Consider the following 19,188-nt stretch of genomic DNA (forward strand, 5'->3'; position numbering starts at 1 on the left):
CGCATCAGGCATAGTGATTGCGGCTATTTTATAAAACCGTTCTGCATACAAATCTGCGCACAGGCGGCTTATCTGGCCTGGGGCAGCGTGCAGATTGTAGGCCTGATAAGCGCAGCGCATCAGGCATTGTGATTGCGGCTATTTTGTAAAACCGTTCTGCATACAAATCTGCGCACTGGCACCTTATCCGGCCTACGGGAACGTGCAAACTGTAGGCCTGATAAGCGCAGCGCATCAGGCATAGTGATTGCGGCTATTTTGTAAAACCGTTTTGCATACAAATCTGCGCGCTGGTTCTCAGAGTAAAGGCGATTTTGCCTGGGTACTGGCTGTAATAGTTATGCTCTTCTTCCAGCCCTTTCGCCTGCGCCAGACGTACCGTTTCCAGCGAGCAGGTACGGTAGATCAGGTCTTTATTCATATTGGTCTGCTTTTCACGCTGTTTATCTGCGGACAGCGCCAGCCAGCTTTCGGACAGCGAGTAATCGTAGACCACCCGATTTCCTTTCGCCTGCACGTTCTCAATGGTAATAAATTCGTCGATTTTCAGTCTTGGCTGCCCACGCATTTTTTTCTTATCTTCTGCGGCGGCGTATTGGGCAAGCGCATTAATATCCATGCCAGCTATTTTCTGCTTATAGGTATCGACATAGGCGGCTGGTTGCTGATAATGCTGCGCGTAAGCGTTTCTTAATTCTCCGTCGCTCATCGTACAACCTGCCAAAAACAGAGGTAATAGCAGTGCCAGTTTTATTTTAGTCATGATGTTATCCCGTTCATTATAGTGGTCCCAGTCGCCCATAACAAAATAGAAAAAATGATTACGGGTGATATTAAAGGTTGTATAAACGGGGACGCGACGGCACAAGTTCAATAGTCTTAAAATGGCGTAATCGGCGGGAAACCCTGCCAGAATTGGCAGGGTTTTTGAACGTGCTAATAAAGAATTAATGGCCGATCATGTTTGCCTTCGGGATCAACTGAAAATACATGTGATCGGGGACCGGTGTATCCCAGACATTGGCATACATCGCATAACCCACGGCGGCAAACAGAATTCCCAGCACCAGTATTGTCATGGCAACCCCCGACAGCACCGTCTGTCGCCATAACGATTTGCCGTTGCTTTGTGTACCCGGCGGTGTCTGCAGGGAAAAGCTCAGCGTTGAGGCCACCGGACAGGACTCAACGCAGGTCATGCAGCCAGTGCATTCCACGGTACGCACCTGAATCAGTCTGTCGACCGGGATATTCGACGGGCAGTTTTTCGCGCATTTTCCGCAGTCGATGCAACTGTCGGCATTACGGCGGATTTTAAACGGCGAAAGCAGCGAGAACAGGCCAAGCAGCGCGCCATATGGGCACAGATAACGACACCAGGCGTTGCGAACCAACAAGCTCAGAATACTGATAACCACCACGAAGATGAGCGTGGCGGAACCAATATGGCGAAAGAAATCGAGCATCTTGACATCAATGATGATGCCATAGGCAGAGGTCAGAAAATATTGGATACCCTGAGCGGGCATCGATAGGGCGATATACAAGAAGAAACTCAGCAGCAGATACTTCAGGCTGAGCAGCGGGATATCCAGCCAGCGCGGTAGCGTGAAGTTGCGACCGAATAATTTTTTCCCCAGATTAGCGAGCAGTTCGGAAAGCGTACCCACCGGGCACAACCACGAACAGAAGGCTTTTTTTAACAACAGGCTGATCAGGATAAACGCAACTAACAGCAGCATGGAGGCGGCGTGGATGGGCGGAAGAAAACCGGTCTCCAGCGTATAGCGGATATTCATCAAGCCCGCGATGGGTAGCCATCCCTCAATACCGCCGGGCCGTGGCATATAGACGCTGGCGCCGGCGGTTTCGAAATAGCGGACCCAATACCAGAACGTCACACCAATATAAATATTGATAACCAGCAGGAGAAACTGGGTGGCTTTTCGCCAACTGCTGGCATTGCGCCAGTCATTCCACGGCAGTTTGCCTCCGGTCGTGCCTGGGCGGCGCTGCCAGCGCGTTCTCTTCTTCCCGTTCATGATTTTATACTGTCCCTCATATTTCCCCTTCTGCATTCAGAAGGCGTCATCACCGGGATATGCTAGCGCTATTTAGATTTGGTGTATTTGATTTGCATCTTATTACGCGGCTGTTATTTTTATCACACCAAAATGCCTGAAAAATAATAACAGCCCGATATTTATCAAAGGTCAGATAAATACCCTGAACGGGGTATTTATTTCTCTGTAGGGGAATGGTTATTCCTGAAAAACCTCAACGCGGTCGCGACCATTACTTTTTGCCTGATAAAGTGCGCGATCGGCTTTATCAACCAGCTGTTTGTAGTCGGGATGATAGTCATATTCGGCAATACCAATACTGACGGTAATAGAAAACGTTTCTGTCGCTGAGGCCGCCATGCGCATCTCGGCAATTTTCATACGCAGCGTTTCCAGAATAATGCTGGCCTGCGATTCATCTGACTCGACGAGCAGAATCATAAATTCTTCACCACCGTAGCGGAACACGTAATCGCTGCTACGGATATGATCATAAATAACCGCAGCGACGTTTTTGAGCGTCACATCGCCGGTATTATGCCCGAAGTTATCGTTAATTTGCTTGAAGTAGTCGATATCCAGCATCGCCAGGCTAAAAGGTTTTCGCGCATGTAACGCCAGCGAGATCTCGCGCCGCATGATGGTCGGAATAAAGCGGCGGTTAAGCAACTGGGTCAGCGAATCTTTACCATTTTCCTGCTTAACCAGCGCCTCAAACATTGAGGCGAGCAGGAAATGGATTTTTGCCGAGAGCTGGCGAACATCCTGTAATAAGCTCATCCGCTCGGGCTCTGTAGGTTGATGCTGAGGTGACAGGGTGGTCGTCAAACGGGTATCGATCTCTGCAATCAGTGTTTCCATTTCGTTGAGCAAATTGCTGTTGCCAAGAATATGTTTTCCCTTATGCGATAACCACATACCAAAATCAGAGTTCGCCAGAAACACCATCTCTCCGAAAGGCATTCCGGTGGCAATGTTATAGATAAACTGATTTTCCCAGTCGGTAAACGAACGGATTTGCCGCTCACGCTCGACGTTAACATCATCGTAAATAGTTTGTAGACGATACTGCTCCTGCGTATGCAGGGAGTTTTGATGGCTTGGGGAATAGGAGACGGTCATCGCTTCCAGTGCGGTATCCATTGCCAGACTGCTGAAACAGATAGCATCGCTCAGCAGAGAGGACGAGTCGTCCGCTTTGGTTTTCAATACCCGATACAGCTCATCTTTGAGCTTACGCGCGCCACGGTTCACCAGATCGATGGGCAGGCCGATACGGGCATGCACCACGCCAATTTTGCGTTGTTTGGCCAGCAGCTGTGAGAGATCTTCATGCGCACTGCCAAGGACGCTGCGCAGCCAGTCAAACATGCTGCCGCTGAGGCGGGTACTGACCTGTTCTGTATTGAGGAACAATGCGCTCTGGGCGTGGGAGAGCATATAGTCATAAAAAACGGTCACTAAATGACGGATCTCTTCATCGCTTAACGATGTCAGGAGCGTGTGAACGTCAGGCGATGTTTGGCGTATCAAAGCCTGCCATTCTGTAAGGAGTAATGTGTCGTTTACCGGTTCAACCTGTTCCATCTCACTGCCACTCAACGTGCGATTAAAAATTCAGGCGGTATTACGGACAATTACCTCACGATGGTCAAGTTAAACTCTCTTATCGATGGCTAATACCTTCATAAATAAGCCTGAGCGCGAAGACACCGATAATGGCGCCAATCACCCGGCTGGCAACGCGTTGGATTCGGCCATACGCACGGCGCACCGCGGGCAATGAAAACGCCTGGCTGAGAAAAATACGCCAGATAACGGAAGACAATACAATGCCTGCCCAGGCCATCAACCTGGCCCACGTTGGCGTGTCAGCGCTTAAGGTGACCGAGAAGATACTAATAAAAAACAGCACGGTTTGCGGATTAGATAAATCCGTTAATAGCCCACGGCGGAAAAACACATACCAGGGGGCGGAAAGTGGCTGCTGTAACGTTGCCATTTGCGGTGTAGCCTGATGCCGGATGCTGTTCCAGGCGAACCACAGCAAATAGGCACCGCCGACAATTTTAATTAACGAAAAGACCTCTTCACACTGGGTAATCAGCGTCGCCATACCAAACAGGCCAAGCCCGGAGTAGAAGGCATCGCCCAGAGCCACGCCCAGACCAGTCATCACCCCCGCACGTCGTCCCGAGGCCAGGCTGGTTTGCACCACCACGAACAGGTTCGCACCGGGGTTAAAAAACGTTAAAACAAACAGGCTGACGGTGAGTACCACGGCGTGTAAAGGTTCCATAGACAACGATTCCATTAATAAACACGGGAGAGACAGCTAACACTATAATTTTAGTGTGTGCGTCATTCTGCGTATTTACTCACACTGCGCGTTGAAAACGCAGTGCCGCTGCGTTTTATGTAATTCACGATTCGCAAAATCTCTTTATATTTCCGCCTGCTCTGGATCTTTTTGCCAGCCTGAACTACTTATTAATCATCCTTGACTCGCATGTCGAATGTTCAGGGGGCGATGATGGCATATATAACAAAATCTGGAGCTTTTATATGAAAACTGGAATTAAAGTACTTATTGGTGCGTTAGCTTTTGTTGTGACCAACGCGTATGCCGCGGAATTTATGACGAAAGTTGAGTTTGAAAAGGTTGAGTCTCAGTATACAAAAATCGGTGATATTTCAACGAGTAATGAAGTCTCTACTTCGGATGCTAAAGAAGACCTTCTGAAGAAAGCTGAAGAGAAAGGTGCTGACGTGGTGGTATTAACCTCTGGCCAAACGGATAACAAAATCCATGGCACAGCCAATATTTACAAGAAAAAATAACGTGCAGCTGTAAAAAAATACGCTACCCGTCGGTCATTGTACCGGCGGGTTTTCTTTTAATCTGCGCCAGAACGTGGTTCTGCTTATCCCGAGATAACGTGCCGCTGCGGTTTTATCACCATTGAATTGCGCCAGCACCTGCTGCGGCGTCAGCGATGAGGATACCTGCGGGGAATCGGCTGCAACGACCAGTTCCGGTAACAGCTGCTGCAAAAATTGTACGTTCAGCTCCGGCTGCGGCTCGATGCTTAAAAACAGCGCCAGGCGCTCCATCATATTACGCAGTTCGCGGATATTTCCCGGCCAGCCATAATTGAGCAACGTCGGTTGACTCAGTCCCAGCCCCTTACGCACGGGTTCAGAAAACGGCACGTCTAGTTCCGCCAGCGACTGTTTTAAAAAACCTTCCGCCAGCGGCAGAATATCGGGCAACCGCTCGCGTAGCGGCGGCAGCATGAGGCGTAAAATACTCAGGCGATAAAACAGATCGGTACGAAACTCTCCCTGTATCATTTCCTGCTCCAGATTACAGTGGGTGGCGCTAATCACCCGCACATCGATCGGAATCGGCTGATGTCCACCGACCCGGGTGACCTCTTTTTCTTCCAGCACGCGCAGCAGTCGGGTTTGTAACGGCAGCGGCATCTCGCCTATCTCATCAAGAAACAGCGTTCCGCCGTGGGCGATTTCAAACAGGCCCGCGCGTCCTCCCCGACGGGAGCCGGTAAAAGCGCCATCTTCATAGCCAAACAGTTCAGCTTCCAGTAATGACTCAGTGATTGCGCCACAGTTGACGGCAACGAACGGCGGTGAGGGCTTCCCGCGCCGATTGTCCTGACGGGTGAAAAACTCGCGATGAATGGCCTGCGCCGCCAGCTCTTTGCCCGTGCCGGTTTCGCCCTGAATCAGCACCGGCGCACGCGAACGGGCGTACAGCATAATGGTGTGCCGCACCTGTTCCATTTGCGCAGAGTGACCGCGCATATCCCCCAGCGCATAGCGGGTGCGCAGCGTATCGCCAGAGGCGTACTGACCGTTTCTGCGCAGCGTCAGCCGGGTCATATCCAGCGCGTCGACAAAAGCCTGGCGCACGGTAGCTGCTGAATAGATAAAAATACCGGTCATGCCGGCCTCTTCCGCCAGGTCGGTGATCAACCCGGCGCCGACCACCGCCTGCGTGCCGCCGGCCTTCAGCTCGTTGATTTGCCCACGGGCATCTTCTTCGGTGATATAGCTGCGCTGTTCAAGCTGCAAATTGAAGGTCTTTTGAAAAGCGAGAAGCGCAGGGATGGTTTCCTGATAGGTGATGACGCCAATCGACGTGGTGAGTTTTCCCGCTTTTGCCAGCGCCTGAAGTACGTCAAACCCGCTGGGTTTAATCAGGATCACTGGAATTGATAAACGGCTTTTCAGATACGCCCCGTTGGAGCCTGCGGCAATGATGGCGTCACAACGCTCGGTGGCCAGCTTCTTGCGGATATACGTCACCGCTTTTTCAAAACCAAGCTGAATAGGGGTGATGGTCGCCTGATGGTCAAACTCGAGGCTGATGTCGCGGAACAGGTCGAACAGGCGCGTGACCGAAACCGTCCAGATAACCGGTTTGTCGTCGTTCACGCGCGGTGGAAGATGCGTATCAGCCATAACCAACCCAAAAAGTAAGGAACCGAGTATTAGGGTTTAGTTGTGTTTCATAAATGTTGCAATGAAACGTGAAGGAACGTTTCATGAAACGATAGCTGACACGCTTTTGTGCAACAAAGATACAAGGATCGAGCTTAATGCATTGTTTTTAAAATGAAATATAGAAAATGATTAAAAATTAAGGTCTTTGGCATACCCCTTGCTTTAGATAAATCAACGAATGCTAACAAGTTGATAACAAGAGGACGGGATATGTCTCTACACTCCCCAGGGCTGGCGTTTCGCGCCGCGCTCAGCAAAGAAAATCCATTACAAATCGTGGGCACCATCAACGCCAATCATGCGCTGTTGGCCCAACGTGCCGGATATCAGGCGATTTATCTCTCCGGCGGCGGCGTTGCGGCGGGCTCTCTGGGTCTGCCGGATCTCGGTATTTCTACCCTTGATGACGTGCTGACCGATATTCGTCGCATCACTGACGTTTGCCCGCTGCCGCTGCTGGTGGATGCAGATATCGGTTTTGGATCGTCAGCGTTCAACGTGGCGCGAACCGTGAAGTCGATTTCCAAAGCCGGTGCCGCCGCGCTGCATATTGAAGATCAGATCGGTGCCAAGCGCTGCGGTCATCGCCCGAACAAGGCGATCGTCTCGAAAGAAGAGATGGTCGACAGGATCCGCGCCGCCGTGGATGCGCGCACCGATCCCAACTTTGTGATCATGGCGCGAACCGATGCGTTGGCGGTGGAAGGGTTAGAGGCGGCGATCGATCGTGCCCAGGCCTATGTTGAAGCGGGTGCGGACATGCTGTTCCCGGAGGCCATTACCGAACTTGCGATGTACCGCCAGTTTGCCGATGCGGTACAGGTACCGATCCTCGCCAATATTACCGAGTTTGGCGCTACGCCGTTGTTCACCACCGAGGAACTGCGCAGCGCGAACGTCGCCATGGCGCTATATCCGCTGTCGGCCTTCCGCGCCATGAACCGCGCGGCGGAAAAGGTTTACAACGTGCTGCGCCAGGAAGGAACGCAAAAGAGCGTTATCGACATTATGCAGACGCGCAACGAACTCTACGAAAGCATCAATTACTACCAGTTCGAAGAGAAACTCGACGCGTTGTACACCAAAAAGTAGCCGTCGTAGGCCGGATAAGGCGTAGCCGCCATCCGGCAATAAATTTGCACCCTACATATTATAAAAATGACGAGGACAACATGAGCGACACAACGATCCTGCAAAACAGTACCCATGTCATTAAACCCAAAAAATCGGTTGCGCTGTCAGGCGTCGCCGCCGGGAATACCGCGCTGTGCACCGTAGGCAAAAGCGGTAACGACTTGCACTATCGCGGCTACGATATTCTCGACCTGGCGCAGCAGTGCGAATTTGAAGAAGTCGCGCACCTGCTGATCCACGGGAAATTGCCCACCCGCGATGAGCTCACCGCCTATAAAAGCAAACTCAAAGCGCTGCGCGGGTTGCCCGCTAACGTGCGCACCGTGCTGGAAGCGTTGCCCGCCGCCTCGCACCCGATGGACGTGATGCGCACAGGCGTCTCCGCGCTGGGTTGTACGCTGCCGGAAAAAGAGGGTCATACCGTTTCCGGCGCGCGTGATATTGCCGACAAGCTGCTGGCGTCGCTCAGTTCAATCCTTCTGTACTGGTATCACTACAGCCATAACGGCGAGCGCATTCAGCCGGAAACCGACGATGACTCCATCGGCGGTCACTTCCTGCACCTGCTGCATGGCGAAAAGCCGTCGCAGAGCTGGGAAAAGGCGATGCATATTTCGCTGGTGCTGTACGCCGAGCACGAATTTAACGCTTCCACTTTTACCGGTCGCGTGATTGCAGGGACCGGCTCCGATATGTATTCCGCGATTATCGGCGCAATTGGCGCACTACGTGGGCCAAAACACGGCGGGGCAAATGAAGTGTCTCTGGAGATCCAACAGCGCTACGAAACGCCGGATGAAGCCGAAGCGGATATCCGTAAACGCGTTGAAAACAAAGAAGTGGTGATTGGTTTTGGTCACCCGGTTTACACCATTGCCGACCCGCGCCACCAGGTTATCAAACGTGTGGCGAAACAGCTTTCTCAGGAAGGCGGTTCGCTGAAAATGTACAACATCGCCGATCGTCTGGAAGAGGTGATGTGGGATACGAAAAAGATGTTCCCCAACCTCGACTGGTTCTCAGCGGTTTCCTACAACATGATGGGCGTCCCCACTGAAATGTTCACTCCGCTGTTTGTCATCGCCCGCGTCACAGGCTGGGCGGCGCACATCATCGAACAGCGCCAGGACAACAAAATTATCCGTCCTTCCGCTAACTATACCGGCCCGGAAGATCGCGAATTTGTCGCGATTGAAAAACGTTGCTAATGCCAAACCTCGAAAGATAAAAAAACAGGAAATGTACCCTATGTCTGCACATATTTCGAACGTCCGCCCGGAATTTGACCGTGAAATCGTTGATATCGTTGATTACGTCATGAACTACGAGGTCGCCTCGAAGGTGGCATACGACACCGCGCATTATTGCCTGCTCGACACCCTTGGCTGCGGCCTGGAAGCGCTGGAATATCCGGCCTGTAAAAAACTGCTGGGGCCGGTGGTGCCGGGGACCGTAGTGCCGAACGGCGTGCGCGTTCCGGGCACCCAGTTCCAGCTTGACCCGGTGCAGGCGGCGTTTAACATCGGCGCGATGATCCGCTGGCTGGACTTTAACGACACCTGGCTGGCGGCGGAATGGGGCCATCCTTCCGATAACCTCGGCGGTATTCTGGCCACGGCTGACTGGCTGTCGCGCAATGCGGTGGCGGTGGGGAAAGCGCCGTTAACCATGAAAAAAGTGCTCACCGGAATGATTAAAGCCCATGAAATCCAGGGCTGTATTGCGCTGGAAAACTCGTTTAACCGCGTAGGTCTCGATCACGTTCTGTTGGTCAAAGTGGCCTCGACGGCGGTGGTCGCCGAGATGCTTGGCCTGAACCGGGATGAAATTCTCAACGCCGTGTCGCTGGCGTGGGTCGACGGACAGTCGCTGCGTACCTATCGTCATGCGCCAAATACCGGCACGCGTAAATCCTGGGCGGCAGGCGATGCCACCTCCCGCGCAGTACGTCTGGCGTTGATGGCAAAAACGGGCGAGATGGGGTATCCGTCTGCGCTGACGGCGAAAACCTGGGGCTTTTATGATGTCTCCTTCAAAGGGGAATCGTTCCGCTTCCAGCGTCCGTACGGCTCCTACGTGATGGAAAACGTGCTGTTTAAAATCTCCTTCCCGGCCGAGTTCCACTCGCAGACTGCGGTAGAAGCGGCAATGACGCTGTACGAGCAACTGCAGGCCGCAGGTAAAACGGCGGCGGATATCGAGAAAGTCACCATTCGCACCCACGAAGCCTGTATCCGCATCATCGATAAAAAAGGTCCGCTCGATAACCCGGCGGATCGTGACCACTGTATCCAGTATATGGTCGCCGTACCGCTGCTGTTCGGACGCTTAACCGCGGCAGATTACGAAGACGGCGTGGCGCAGGACAAACGCATTGACGCTCTGCGTGAGAAAATCACCTGCTTCGAAGATCCGGCGTTTACTGCCGATTATCATGACCCGGAAAAACGCGCCATCGCCAACGCCATTACCCTGGAATTCACCGACGGTTCACGTTTTGAAGAAGTGGTCGTGGAATACCCAATCGGTCACGCGCGTCGTCGTCACGACGGTATGCCTAAGCTGGTCGAGAAGTTCCAAATCAATCTGGCGCGTCAATTCCCGACCCGTCAGCAGCAGCGCATCCTGGATGTCTCCCTGGACAGAACTCGCCTGGAGCAGATGCCGGTTAATGAGTATATGGATTTATTTGTTATCTGAAACCCGACTCATCAGGCGTAAGTTCAACAGGAGAGCATTATGTCTTATAGCGAGTTTTATCAACGTTCGATTATGCAGCCGGAGTCGTTCTGGGCCGAGCAGGCCCAGCGTATTGACTGGCAGCAGCCGTATACACAGGTGCTGGACCACAGCAACCCGCCGTTTGCCCGCTGGTTTTGCGGCGGCACGACCAATCTGTGCCATAACGCCATCGACCGCTGGTTGGACAAACAGCCCGAGGCGCTGGCGCTGATTGCGGTGTCATCAGAAACTGAAGAAGAACGCACGTTTACCTTTCGTCAGCTGTATGACGAGGTGAACGTCGCGGCGGCGATGTTGTTATCTCTGGGCGTGCAGCGCGGCGATCGGGTACTGGTTTATATGCCGATGATCGCCGAGGCGCACATTACGCTGCTGGCCTGCGCGCGCATTGGGGCGATCCATTCGGTGGTGTTCGGTGGTTTCGCTTCGCACAGCGTAGCGGCGCGGATCGACGATGCCCGACCGGTGGTTATCGTGTCGGCGGATGCCGGGGCGCGCGGTGGTAAAATCCTGCCGTATAAAAAGCTGCTCGATGATGCGATCGATCAGGCGCAGCACCAGCCGCGTCATGTGGTATTGGTCGATCGCGGCCTGGCGAAAATGGCGCGGCTCGAGGGACGCGACCTCGACTTTGCCGCGCTGCGCCAGCAGCATCTCGGGGCGCGGGTGCCGGTGACGTGGCTGGAATCAAACGAAACGTCCTGCATTCTCTACACCTCCGGGACAACCGGTAAACCGAAGGGAGTGCAGCGTGACGTTGGCGGCTATGCGGTCGCGCTGGCGACTTCGATGGACACCATTTTCGGCGGTAAAGCGGGCGGCGTGTTCTTCTGCGCGTCGGATATCGGCTGGGTAGTTGGGCATTCCTATATCGTGTATGCCCCGCTGTTGGCAGGGATGGCGACGGTGGTTTACGAAGGGCTGCCAACGTATCCGGACTGCGGCGTGTGGTGGAAGATTGTTGAGAAGTATCAGGTCAGCCGGATGTTCTCCGCGCCAACGGCGATACGCGTGCTGAAGAAATTCCCGACCGCGCAAATTCGTAATCACGATCTTTCTTCGCTGGAGGTGCTGTATCTGGCGGGCGAGCCGCTGGATGAACCGACCGCCAGTTGGGTTACGGAAACGCTGGGCGTCCCGGTTATCGACAACTACTGGCAGACCGAATCCGGCTGGCCGATTATGGCGATCGCCCGCGGGCTGGACGACAGACCGTCGCGGCTGGGCAGCCCTGGCGTGCCGATGTACGGCTATAACGTGCAGTTGCTCAATGAGGTGACCGGTGAACCTTGCGCGGCGAACGAGAAGGGAATGCTGGTGATTGAAGGGCCGCTGCCGCCGGGTTGTATTCAGACAATCTGGGGCGATGACGCGCGGTTTGTGAATACCTACTGGTCGCTTTTTTCCCGTCAGGTGTACGCCACCTTTGACTGGGGGATTCGCGATGCGGACGGCTATTACTTTATCCTTGGCCGAACGGATGACGTCATCAACGTGGCCGGACATCGACTGGGGACGCGCGAGATAGAGGAGAGTATTTCCAGCTATCCAAACGTCGCTGAAGTGGCGGTGGTCGGCGTGAAAGACGCGCTGAAGGGGCAGGTAGCGGTCGCGTTTGTCATTCCGAAACAGAGCGATAGCCTGGAAGACAGTGACATTGCTCATTCAGAAGAGAAAGCGATTATGGCGCTGGTGGACAGTCAGATTGGTAACTTTGGCCGTCCGGCGCACGTTTGGTTTGTATCGCAACTGCCGAAAACGCGCTCTGGTAAAATGCTCAGACGGACGATTCAGGCGATCTGCGAAGGCCGCGATCCTGGCGATCTGACGACCATTGACGATCCCGCGTCGTTACAGCAAATTCGTCAGGCGATCGAGGAGTAACGTCGTATGATGCCCGGTGGCGCAATGCTTACCGGGCCTACGTTCTAATCCACTTTCTTATACGGCCCGTGATAGTAATCAAACGGCGCATAAACCGTATCGGCCACGAACGATAACGGCACATCAACAAACAACAGCGCTAAATCGAAATAGTTATAATCGTAAGCGCCCGGGTTTTTTAGTTTATCAATATCATGGTGCATACCCACGTAATACGTATCTGAATCCTCGCCTGCCGTGCGCGCATCAATGCTGCCACATCCTGTAAGTAGTACGCTGATAAAGAGCGTTGTTACCGCAACCGTCTTTTTGCTCATGTATGACCTGGCTTCTCGCCCCGTTTTACCATAACGATAAAAAAGCGGCTTGTTGCCCTCGGAACTTAAACTACCTGGTCAGGACACATCGTGTGAGGATTGCACGTCGTAGGCCGGATAAACCACGTGAGTGGTACATCCGGCATGACGGTTTAAATTGACGGATTCACTTTATAATTTTGGTAATAGTACTCTCTATCTCTTTCGCCAATGTTTCTGATTACCCGACAAGGAACCCCCACGGCCACGACATCGGGTGGAATGTCTTTTGTGACCACGCTCCCCGCGCCAATAACGGAATTATCGCCAATCGTTATGCCGGGGTTGATGACTACGTTACTGCCAATCCATACGTTATTGCCGAGGGTGACCGGAAAGGAAAACATCTCTCCGGATTTCCTTAATTCGTGGTGAACAGGGTGACCCGTTACCGTGATCGTGACGTTTGGCGCAATTAAAACGTTATCGCCAATAGTGACCGTGTAATCATCCACAATGGTAAAGTTAAAATTGGCATAGAAGTTTTTGCCAATGTGAATATTGCGCCCGTAGGAGAAATAAATGGGGGGCTCGATCCATGCATTCTCTCCCACGGTGGCAAACATTTCACGAATCAGTCTTTCCCTCTTTTTAATCTCCGATGGACGCGTATGGTTAAATTCATACATTAACTCTTTTCCGCGCAGTCTCTCCTGCGGCAGCCCCTCGCCCATATCAGTAAACAGCTTGCCTGCTTTTATTCGGTCTCTTATCGACATGCTCATCGAAGACATTCCCTCTGTGTTATTGATCTTCAGGCTTGTTTACTTGCTGGAGTGAAAACGCGGGAAAACGGTCCCGGCCCGCTAAGGGTGAATACGGAAATTAGCGTGAAGCTCAGCGCAATGATCCCCAGCACCAGATACGCCCCCTGGAAACCAATGCTTTCATACATTTTTCCGGCCAGAACTGACATGAAAATCATGGCTAACTGTTTGAAGAAGCAGAAACACACCAGGTAAATTGTGGCCGAGAAACGCACTTCAAACTGACTGGTGATGTATTTGAAGCAACCGACAATCAGGAACGGTATCTCGAACATATGCAGCGTTTTGAGGATCACAACTTCCAGCGCAGTGGTGGCGAATGATGAACCAATGATCCGCACCGACATGATCGTACCGGCCAGCAGTAGGGCGTTCTTTCCGCCAATGCGGTTCACAATTAGCGGCGCAAAGAACATGATCGAGGCGTTGAGTAATTCCCCCATCGTCGTGACATAGCCAAACACGCGGGTGCCCTGTTCGCCAGTGGCAAAGAACGAGGTAAAGAAGTTGGCGAACTGCTGGTCAAACACATCATAAGTGCAGGAAACGCCAACCACGTACAGGGAGAGGAACCAGAGTTTCGGTTGTTTGAATAGCTCGAGCGCCAGCTTCAGACTGAATGCTGAATTGTTGGCGCCTACCGCATCCGCGACTTTTGCAGAAGAGGGGGCATCTGTTTTTGAAAAAAGTAGCAGCAATGCCAGAATGACCGCACAACCAGAACCTAACCAGAAGACAAACTGGTTATTGATGGTGAACATAATTCCGGCAATCGAGGCGCACAGCGCCCAGCCCACGCAGCCAAACATGCGCGCGCGACCAAATTCAAAGTTGCTTCGGCGGCTGGCCTTTTCAATATAGGCTTCAATCGCCGGGGCTCCGGCATTGTAAATAAAGCCAAGGTAAATCCCGCCGACAATCGAACCCAGTAAAATATTAACCTGTAATAATGGGCCAAACACGTAAATAAAGAACGGGGCAAACATTACCAGCATTCCGGTAATCACCCACAGCAGGTGTTTACGCAGGCCAAGCTTATCGGAAAGCAGTCCAAAAATTGGCTGGAATAATAACGAAAACAGTGAAATACAGGCGAAAATGATCCCGGTGTCACCCTTGCTGATATGGTTTACATCGTGTAACCAGATAGGGAAGAAGGGGAAATAGGCACCCATAATGAAAAAGTAAAAGAAGAAGAAAAAGCCGAACATCCAAAAGTTAGTGTTTTTTAAATAATACATAGCAGACTTCCTTCCTATAAATGCGGGCAGGTGTGGGCCTGCCCAACTTATATTATTATTTTTGGCCCCAGACGAACTGGAAGTGGTAGCGTCCGGCGCTCAGCAGAAACTCTGGCGATACGGAAGGACTCCATGAATCATCGCCGCCGACGCCCATATGGAAGCCATCAATATTGAGCCAGGTGCCCGCCTCAGGCTGCAGCAGATGGCGGTGGCTGGTTTCCATCAGTTGCTGCTGGCTAAAGCGACTGATGTTGAACAGGAAGTCTCCGCGCCACTGGTGCGCACCGTAGTGCAGTTCACGCGTGCCGCAGCGCAGACCGTTTTCGCTTGGGAAAACATACGGGGTGTACATCTCACCAAGCGACAGATCCCAGCGATCGAAACAGGCGGCGCTCAGGCGATCCGGGTAGTTCTCATGCGGACCGAGACCTAACCAATTCACTCGCTCCGCAACCTGCGTCAACTGGCAGCTCAGGCCGATGCGGGCCGGATGCGGCGTACCGCTGGCGACATCGACATCCACACTGATGTGCATTTCACCATTGCCGTCAATACGGTAGCTTTTTCGGCTGATGAACAGCGTTTCACCCTGATACTGCCACGCATGTTCGGTGGTAATCAGTACTGCATTGCTTAGCGCGTCGGCAGCACAGTGCAGTAACGTTGCTGCAACCTGATAATGACCGGCGGCCTTCCAGCGTTCAATCCAGGCGTTAGGGTCGATGCGGGTTGACTCACTCACGCCGATGTCGTTGTCCAGCGGCGCGCGGGTGAACTGGTCGGTCAGTGGGGTTAACAGTTGGGCTGTATCGCCAATCCAGTATTGCGCCAGCAGGCCAGACTGACGGTCGAATTGCCAGCGCTTGTTATCGTTCTCAACGGTAAAGACGTTTTCGCTAACGCCAAGCCGTGGTGCGGAACAGGCCGCTGGCAGCCGCGCCAGGCTCAGTTTCTCTTCCAGCTTCCACTGCTGCCAGGCGCTGATGTGCCCGGCATCTGACCACGCGGTTGCCTGAGGTTGCTCTACGCGCACCGTCAGCCACAGCTGGCCTGCGGTTTCCGGCATTGGGACATCAGGCAGGGTAATCACCTGACGGCCCTGTGGGGCGATATCCAGAACGATTTCTCCGGCGGCCAGCGGGTTGCCGTCCTGGGCAATAGACCAGTGCAGAACTTCGTTATCGCTGCGGCGGAACAGATATTCGCTGGTCACTTCAATCTGGCGTTCAGCGCCCGGCAGTAATGCGAACTGGAAAAACTGCTGTTCATGTTTGGCCTCGTATAACGCCGGGTGCGGGGTACGATCGGCGAATACCAGCCCGTTCATGCAAAACTGACGATCGTTAGGCGTGTCGCCAAAGTCGCCACCGTAGGCAGACCATGCCTTGCCGTTTTCATCATATTTAATCAGCGACTGATCGACCCAGTCCCAGACAAACCCGCCCTGCAGGCGCGGATACTGACGGAACGCTTGCCAGTATTTGGAGAAGCCGCCAAAACTGTTGCCCATGGCGTGGGCGTATTCGCAGAGGATCAACGGACGCTGTTCGCCAGGCATCGACAGCCACTTTTTAATCGACCATTTGGGTACTGCGGGGAAGGGCTGATCCTGATCGACGCGGGCGTACATCGGGCAAATAATGTCGGTCGCCGCAGTATTTGCGCCGCCGCCTTCATATTGTACCGGGCGTGACGGGTCTGCTGATTTTATCCAACGGTAGAGCGCGTCGTGATTGACGCCATGGCCGGATTCATTGCCCAGTGACCAGATGATGATGCTCGGATGGTTGCGATCGCGCTGTACCATGCGCGTGACGCGCTGGCTCATGGCAGGCAGCCAGGCGGGATCGTCGGTGAGGCGATTCATCGGCACCATGCCATGGGTTTCAATATTGGCTTCGTCGACGACATACAGGCCGTAGCGATCGCACAGGGTGTACCACAACGGATGGTTCGGGTAATGGGAGCAGCGCACGGCGTTAAAGTTATTCTGCTTCATCAGCAGAATATCCTGCACCATCGTCGCTTCGTCCATCACCTGACCGTTGACCGGATGGTGCTCATGACGGTTGGTGCCGCGAATTAACAGCGGCTTACCGTTGAGTAACAGCAGGCCGTTTTCAATTTGAACCTGACGAAAGCCAACGTCACAGGCTTCCGCTTCAATCAGCACTCCGTCCGCGGTGCGTAACTGCACAACGGCGCGGTACAGATTGGGCGTTTCGGCACTCCACAGCGCCGGGGTTTCGATGTTCAGGCGCAGGGTAACCTTGTCATGATAAGCGCCGCGTTCATCAATAATCTCGCTGCCGAGCGGGGAGGTCGTTTCGTGAGCAAGCGTTTCTTCTTCCCATAATTGCAGGGTGACGTGTAACTCTTCGCTCTTACTGCCCGCCACTCTGACTTCCGCTTCCAGCACGGCGCGGCTGAAGTCGTCGTTAAACCGGGTGTTAATGCGCAGATCGCGGATTTGCATAGTGGGCTTATGCAGCAAAGATACGTCGCGAAAGATCCCGCTCATGCGCCACATGTCCTGGTCTTCCAGAAAACTGCCGTCGCTCCAGCGCAGCACCATCACGGCCAGACGGTTTTCGCCGCGTAACAGATAATCGCTAAGATCGAATTCAGACGGCAGGCGGCTGTCCTGACCGTAGCCAACCCAGCGACCATTACACCACAGATGAAACGCGGAATTGACGCCATCAAAAATAATGCGCGTCTGACCTTCATCTAACCACGCGTCTTCCAGATTGAATGTGAGCGAGTAACATCCTGTCGGATTCTGCGCCGGAACGTACGGAGGGTTAACCGGGATTGGGTAGGTGACGTTGGTATAAATTGGCGCGTCGTAACCGTCCATCTGCCAGTTAGAGGGGACGTTGATGGTGTCAGCCTGTGGCAGATCGCTTGTCAGCCAGCTTTCCGGCACTGCCTCCGGCGCGGCAAACCAGGCGAACTGCCATTTGCCATTTAGCGAGCGTAACTGAGTCGAGCGCTGATGAGTACGCGCATCATCCGCTGAGCGCCAGCTACAGAACGGCGGGTGCGCCTCCAGACGGTTGAGCTGCGTGACGCCGGGATTTTCCCAGTCGCGACGTTTCAGAACAGCGGAGAGTGAATCTGTGTTCAGGTTCATAACGGTATCCTGTTTGAATTTGTTATTCGCTCACAATTTCAATCAAAATACGGATAAGCGATCCCCGCTGTAAAGGGTGGGGCGCTCAATGAGTGAACTGACTCACACAATTGTTATGCGTTCACAATTTAGGTGTGAGCTGAGAAACTTGCCGCGCAAGCTGGATCAGTGAATCTGCCAGCGCCTGGGGAGAGGTGGTTTGCGTATTGGGAGGCAGAACCGTTTTGCGCTTCACCAGGGTGACGGGCAGCAGTTGGTTGCCCACGATTGATTCGCCGCGGGGTAGCTGTAGCAGCCTGTCGACGCTGGTTTCACCCAGCAACGGAAAATCCTGCCTGATGGTGGTCAGCGGCGGAATGTAGCAGGCGCTGTCTTCGGTGTCATCGTAGCCAATCACCGAGATATCCACCGCCACCCGCAGGCCGGACTCGCTGATTGCCCGCATCGCGCCCAGCGCCATTTGATCGTTCGCGACCAGCATGGCGGTAGGGAGGTTACCGTCATTAAGCAGATGACGCGTTTGCTGAAAACCGGACATCGCGCTCCAGTCGCCTTCCAGCTCCGCGACAGGTTGCAACTGGTAGTGCGCCAGATATTTATGCCACCCCGCATGCCGAAGTCTTGCCGAAACCGAAGTGCGCGGTCCGCTCAGCAGGGCGATCCGTTGATGTCCGTGCTGCACCAGATGCTCAACGCCGAGGCGCGCGCCGTCGTCATGGGAGAAAATCACGCTGTTAATTGGCGTCTGGTCAGAGACGTCGAGGAATAGTACCGGTACTGTGCCGCAGGCGGCGGCCACGGCAATGGCGTCTTCTTCATCCAGCGGATAGTTGATGATAAGCCCGGTTACGCGCTGAGAAAGCAGGTTATGGACCGCGGCTATACATGCCTCAACGCCGCTACGCTCGACCATGGCGATCACCACGCTGGCACCCGACTGGTCGGCGCGGGATTTTATGGCGGCAACGATTTGCGACGGGGCATGCAGGGCAAGATTCGCCGTTACAACGCCAATCAGCGGCGTCTGTTTGCCCGCCAACTGCTGTGCGACGCGGTTGGGGATGTAATTGAGCTCCGCCATCGCGGCCTCAACTTTCTGTCGGGTTTTTGCGGAAACGTGGCTGGCCTGATTCACGACGCGCGAGACGGTCTGGTAAGAGACTCCTGCATGGTCTGCCACATCGTATAGCGTTACCGGTTTCACGTTTATCACCCCTGTCATGACGTTATCTGCGCGCTATGATGCCACAGCGGGACGGTTTTGGGGGATTTGCGCATGGGTTCTGCGAGGCGCATTCCAGGGTTGCGCCTCGTGTGCTGGAGGATTTATCGTCG

General features: G+C 53.6%; 15 protein-coding genes. 5 read left to right on the top strand and 10 right to left on the bottom strand.

Features of this window, described 5'->3' with window-relative positions; translation table 11 throughout:
* Positions 1 to 253: 253 nt before the first annotated feature.
* From E1B03_RS06320 to E1B03_RS06335, 4 genes are all read right to left on the bottom strand, one after another.
* Entirely contained in the window at positions 254 to 763 is a 510-nt protein-coding gene (locus E1B03_RS06320; RefSeq protein WP_246044142.1) for a hypothetical protein, read from the bottom strand.
* 184 nt (positions 764 to 947) lie between these two features.
* On the bottom strand, positions 948 to 2,042 hold the full coding sequence (locus E1B03_RS06325; RefSeq protein ID WP_103771133.1) for a 4Fe-4S binding protein: 1,095 nt from the start codon (positions 2,040 to 2,042) through the stop codon (positions 948 to 950).
* Between the two features lie 219 nt (positions 2,043 to 2,261).
* Complete coding sequence (locus E1B03_RS06330) at positions 2,262 to 3,650, bottom strand: diguanylate cyclase (protein WP_103771034.1); 1,389 nt, start codon at positions 3,648 to 3,650, stop codon at positions 2,262 to 2,264.
* 79 nt (positions 3,651 to 3,729) lie between these two features.
* Positions 3,730 to 4,362, bottom strand: a complete 633-nt coding sequence (locus tag E1B03_RS06335; RefSeq protein WP_103771035.1) for a LysE family transporter — start codon at positions 4,360 to 4,362, stop codon at positions 3,730 to 3,732.
* Positions 4,363 to 4,628: 266 nt separating this feature from the next.
* On the opposite strand from E1B03_RS06335, the gene yahO reads away from it, so the two are divergent.
* Positions 4,629 to 4,904: a DUF1471 family periplasmic protein YahO gene (gene yahO, locus E1B03_RS06340; protein WP_032942474.1), complete on the top strand. Its 276-nt coding sequence runs from the start codon at positions 4,629 to 4,631 to the stop codon at positions 4,902 to 4,904.
* Positions 4,905 to 4,937: 33 nt separating this feature from the next.
* Here the strand turns inward: yahO and prpR are convergent, their stop codons facing one another.
* Positions 4,938 to 6,548, bottom strand: coding sequence for a propionate catabolism operon regulatory protein PrpR (gene prpR, locus E1B03_RS06345; protein WP_133085866.1), 1,611 nt, complete (start codon positions 6,546 to 6,548; stop codon positions 4,938 to 4,940).
* A gap of 252 nt (positions 6,549 to 6,800) precedes the next feature.
* Between prpR and prpB the strand changes: the two genes are divergently transcribed.
* The 4 genes from prpB (at position 6,801) to prpE (ending at position 12,350) form a co-directional block, all read left to right on the top strand.
* On the top strand, positions 6,801 to 7,682 hold the full coding sequence (prpB, locus tag E1B03_RS06350; RefSeq protein WP_103771037.1) for a methylisocitrate lyase: 882 nt from the start codon (positions 6,801 to 6,803) through the stop codon (positions 7,680 to 7,682).
* 80 nt (positions 7,683 to 7,762) lie between these two features.
* A complete protein-coding gene (prpC, locus tag E1B03_RS06355) occupies positions 7,763 to 8,932 on the top strand; it encodes a bifunctional 2-methylcitrate synthase/citrate synthase (RefSeq protein ID WP_103771038.1) in 1,170 nt (389 codons plus the stop codon).
* A 40-nt stretch (positions 8,933 to 8,972) separates the two neighbouring features.
* Positions 8,973 to 10,424: a bifunctional 2-methylcitrate dehydratase/aconitate hydratase gene (locus tag E1B03_RS06360; protein WP_133085867.1), complete on the top strand. Its 1,452-nt coding sequence runs from the start codon at positions 8,973 to 8,975 to the stop codon at positions 10,422 to 10,424.
* Between the two features lie 39 nt (positions 10,425 to 10,463).
* Positions 10,464 to 12,350 (top strand): propionate--CoA ligase, encoded by a 1,887-nt coding sequence (gene prpE, locus E1B03_RS06365; protein ID WP_133085868.1) that lies wholly within the window; start codon positions 10,464 to 10,466, stop codon positions 12,348 to 12,350.
* 44 nt (positions 12,351 to 12,394) lie between these two features.
* Here prpE and E1B03_RS06370 read toward each other — a convergent pair whose 3' ends face one another.
* The 5 genes from E1B03_RS06370 to E1B03_RS06390 form a co-directional block, all read right to left on the bottom strand.
* A complete protein-coding gene (locus tag E1B03_RS06370) occupies positions 12,395 to 12,667 on the bottom strand; it encodes a YceK/YidQ family lipoprotein (protein ID WP_103771041.1) in 273 nt (90 codons plus the stop codon).
* A gap of 152 nt (positions 12,668 to 12,819) precedes the next feature.
* Positions 12,820 to 13,431 carry a galactoside O-acetyltransferase gene (gene lacA / locus E1B03_RS06375; RefSeq protein ID WP_103771042.1) on the bottom strand — a complete coding sequence of 204 codons (612 nt, stop codon included), beginning with the start codon at positions 13,429 to 13,431 and terminating at the stop codon, positions 12,820 to 12,822.
* A gap of 29 nt (positions 13,432 to 13,460) precedes the next feature.
* On the bottom strand, positions 13,461 to 14,714 hold the full coding sequence (locus E1B03_RS06380; RefSeq protein ID WP_103771043.1) for an MFS transporter: 1,254 nt from the start codon (positions 14,712 to 14,714) through the stop codon (positions 13,461 to 13,463).
* Positions 14,715 to 14,769: 55 nt separating this feature from the next.
* Positions 14,770 to 17,853: a beta-galactosidase gene (locus tag E1B03_RS06385; RefSeq protein ID WP_133085869.1), complete on the bottom strand. Its 3,084-nt coding sequence runs from the start codon at positions 17,851 to 17,853 to the stop codon at positions 14,770 to 14,772.
* Between the two features lie 121 nt (positions 17,854 to 17,974).
* The gene (locus E1B03_RS06390) at positions 17,975 to 19,066 is read right to left on the bottom strand and encodes a LacI family DNA-binding transcriptional regulator (RefSeq protein ID WP_133087195.1); all 1,092 of its coding nucleotides are present in this window, start codon (positions 19,064 to 19,066) and stop codon (positions 17,975 to 17,977) included.
* Positions 19,067 to 19,188 lie beyond the last annotated feature (122 nt).

It is taken from the genome of Citrobacter arsenatis (assembly GCF_004353845.1).
Taxonomy (GTDB): domain Bacteria; phylum Pseudomonadota; class Gammaproteobacteria; order Enterobacterales; family Enterobacteriaceae; genus Citrobacter; species Citrobacter arsenatis.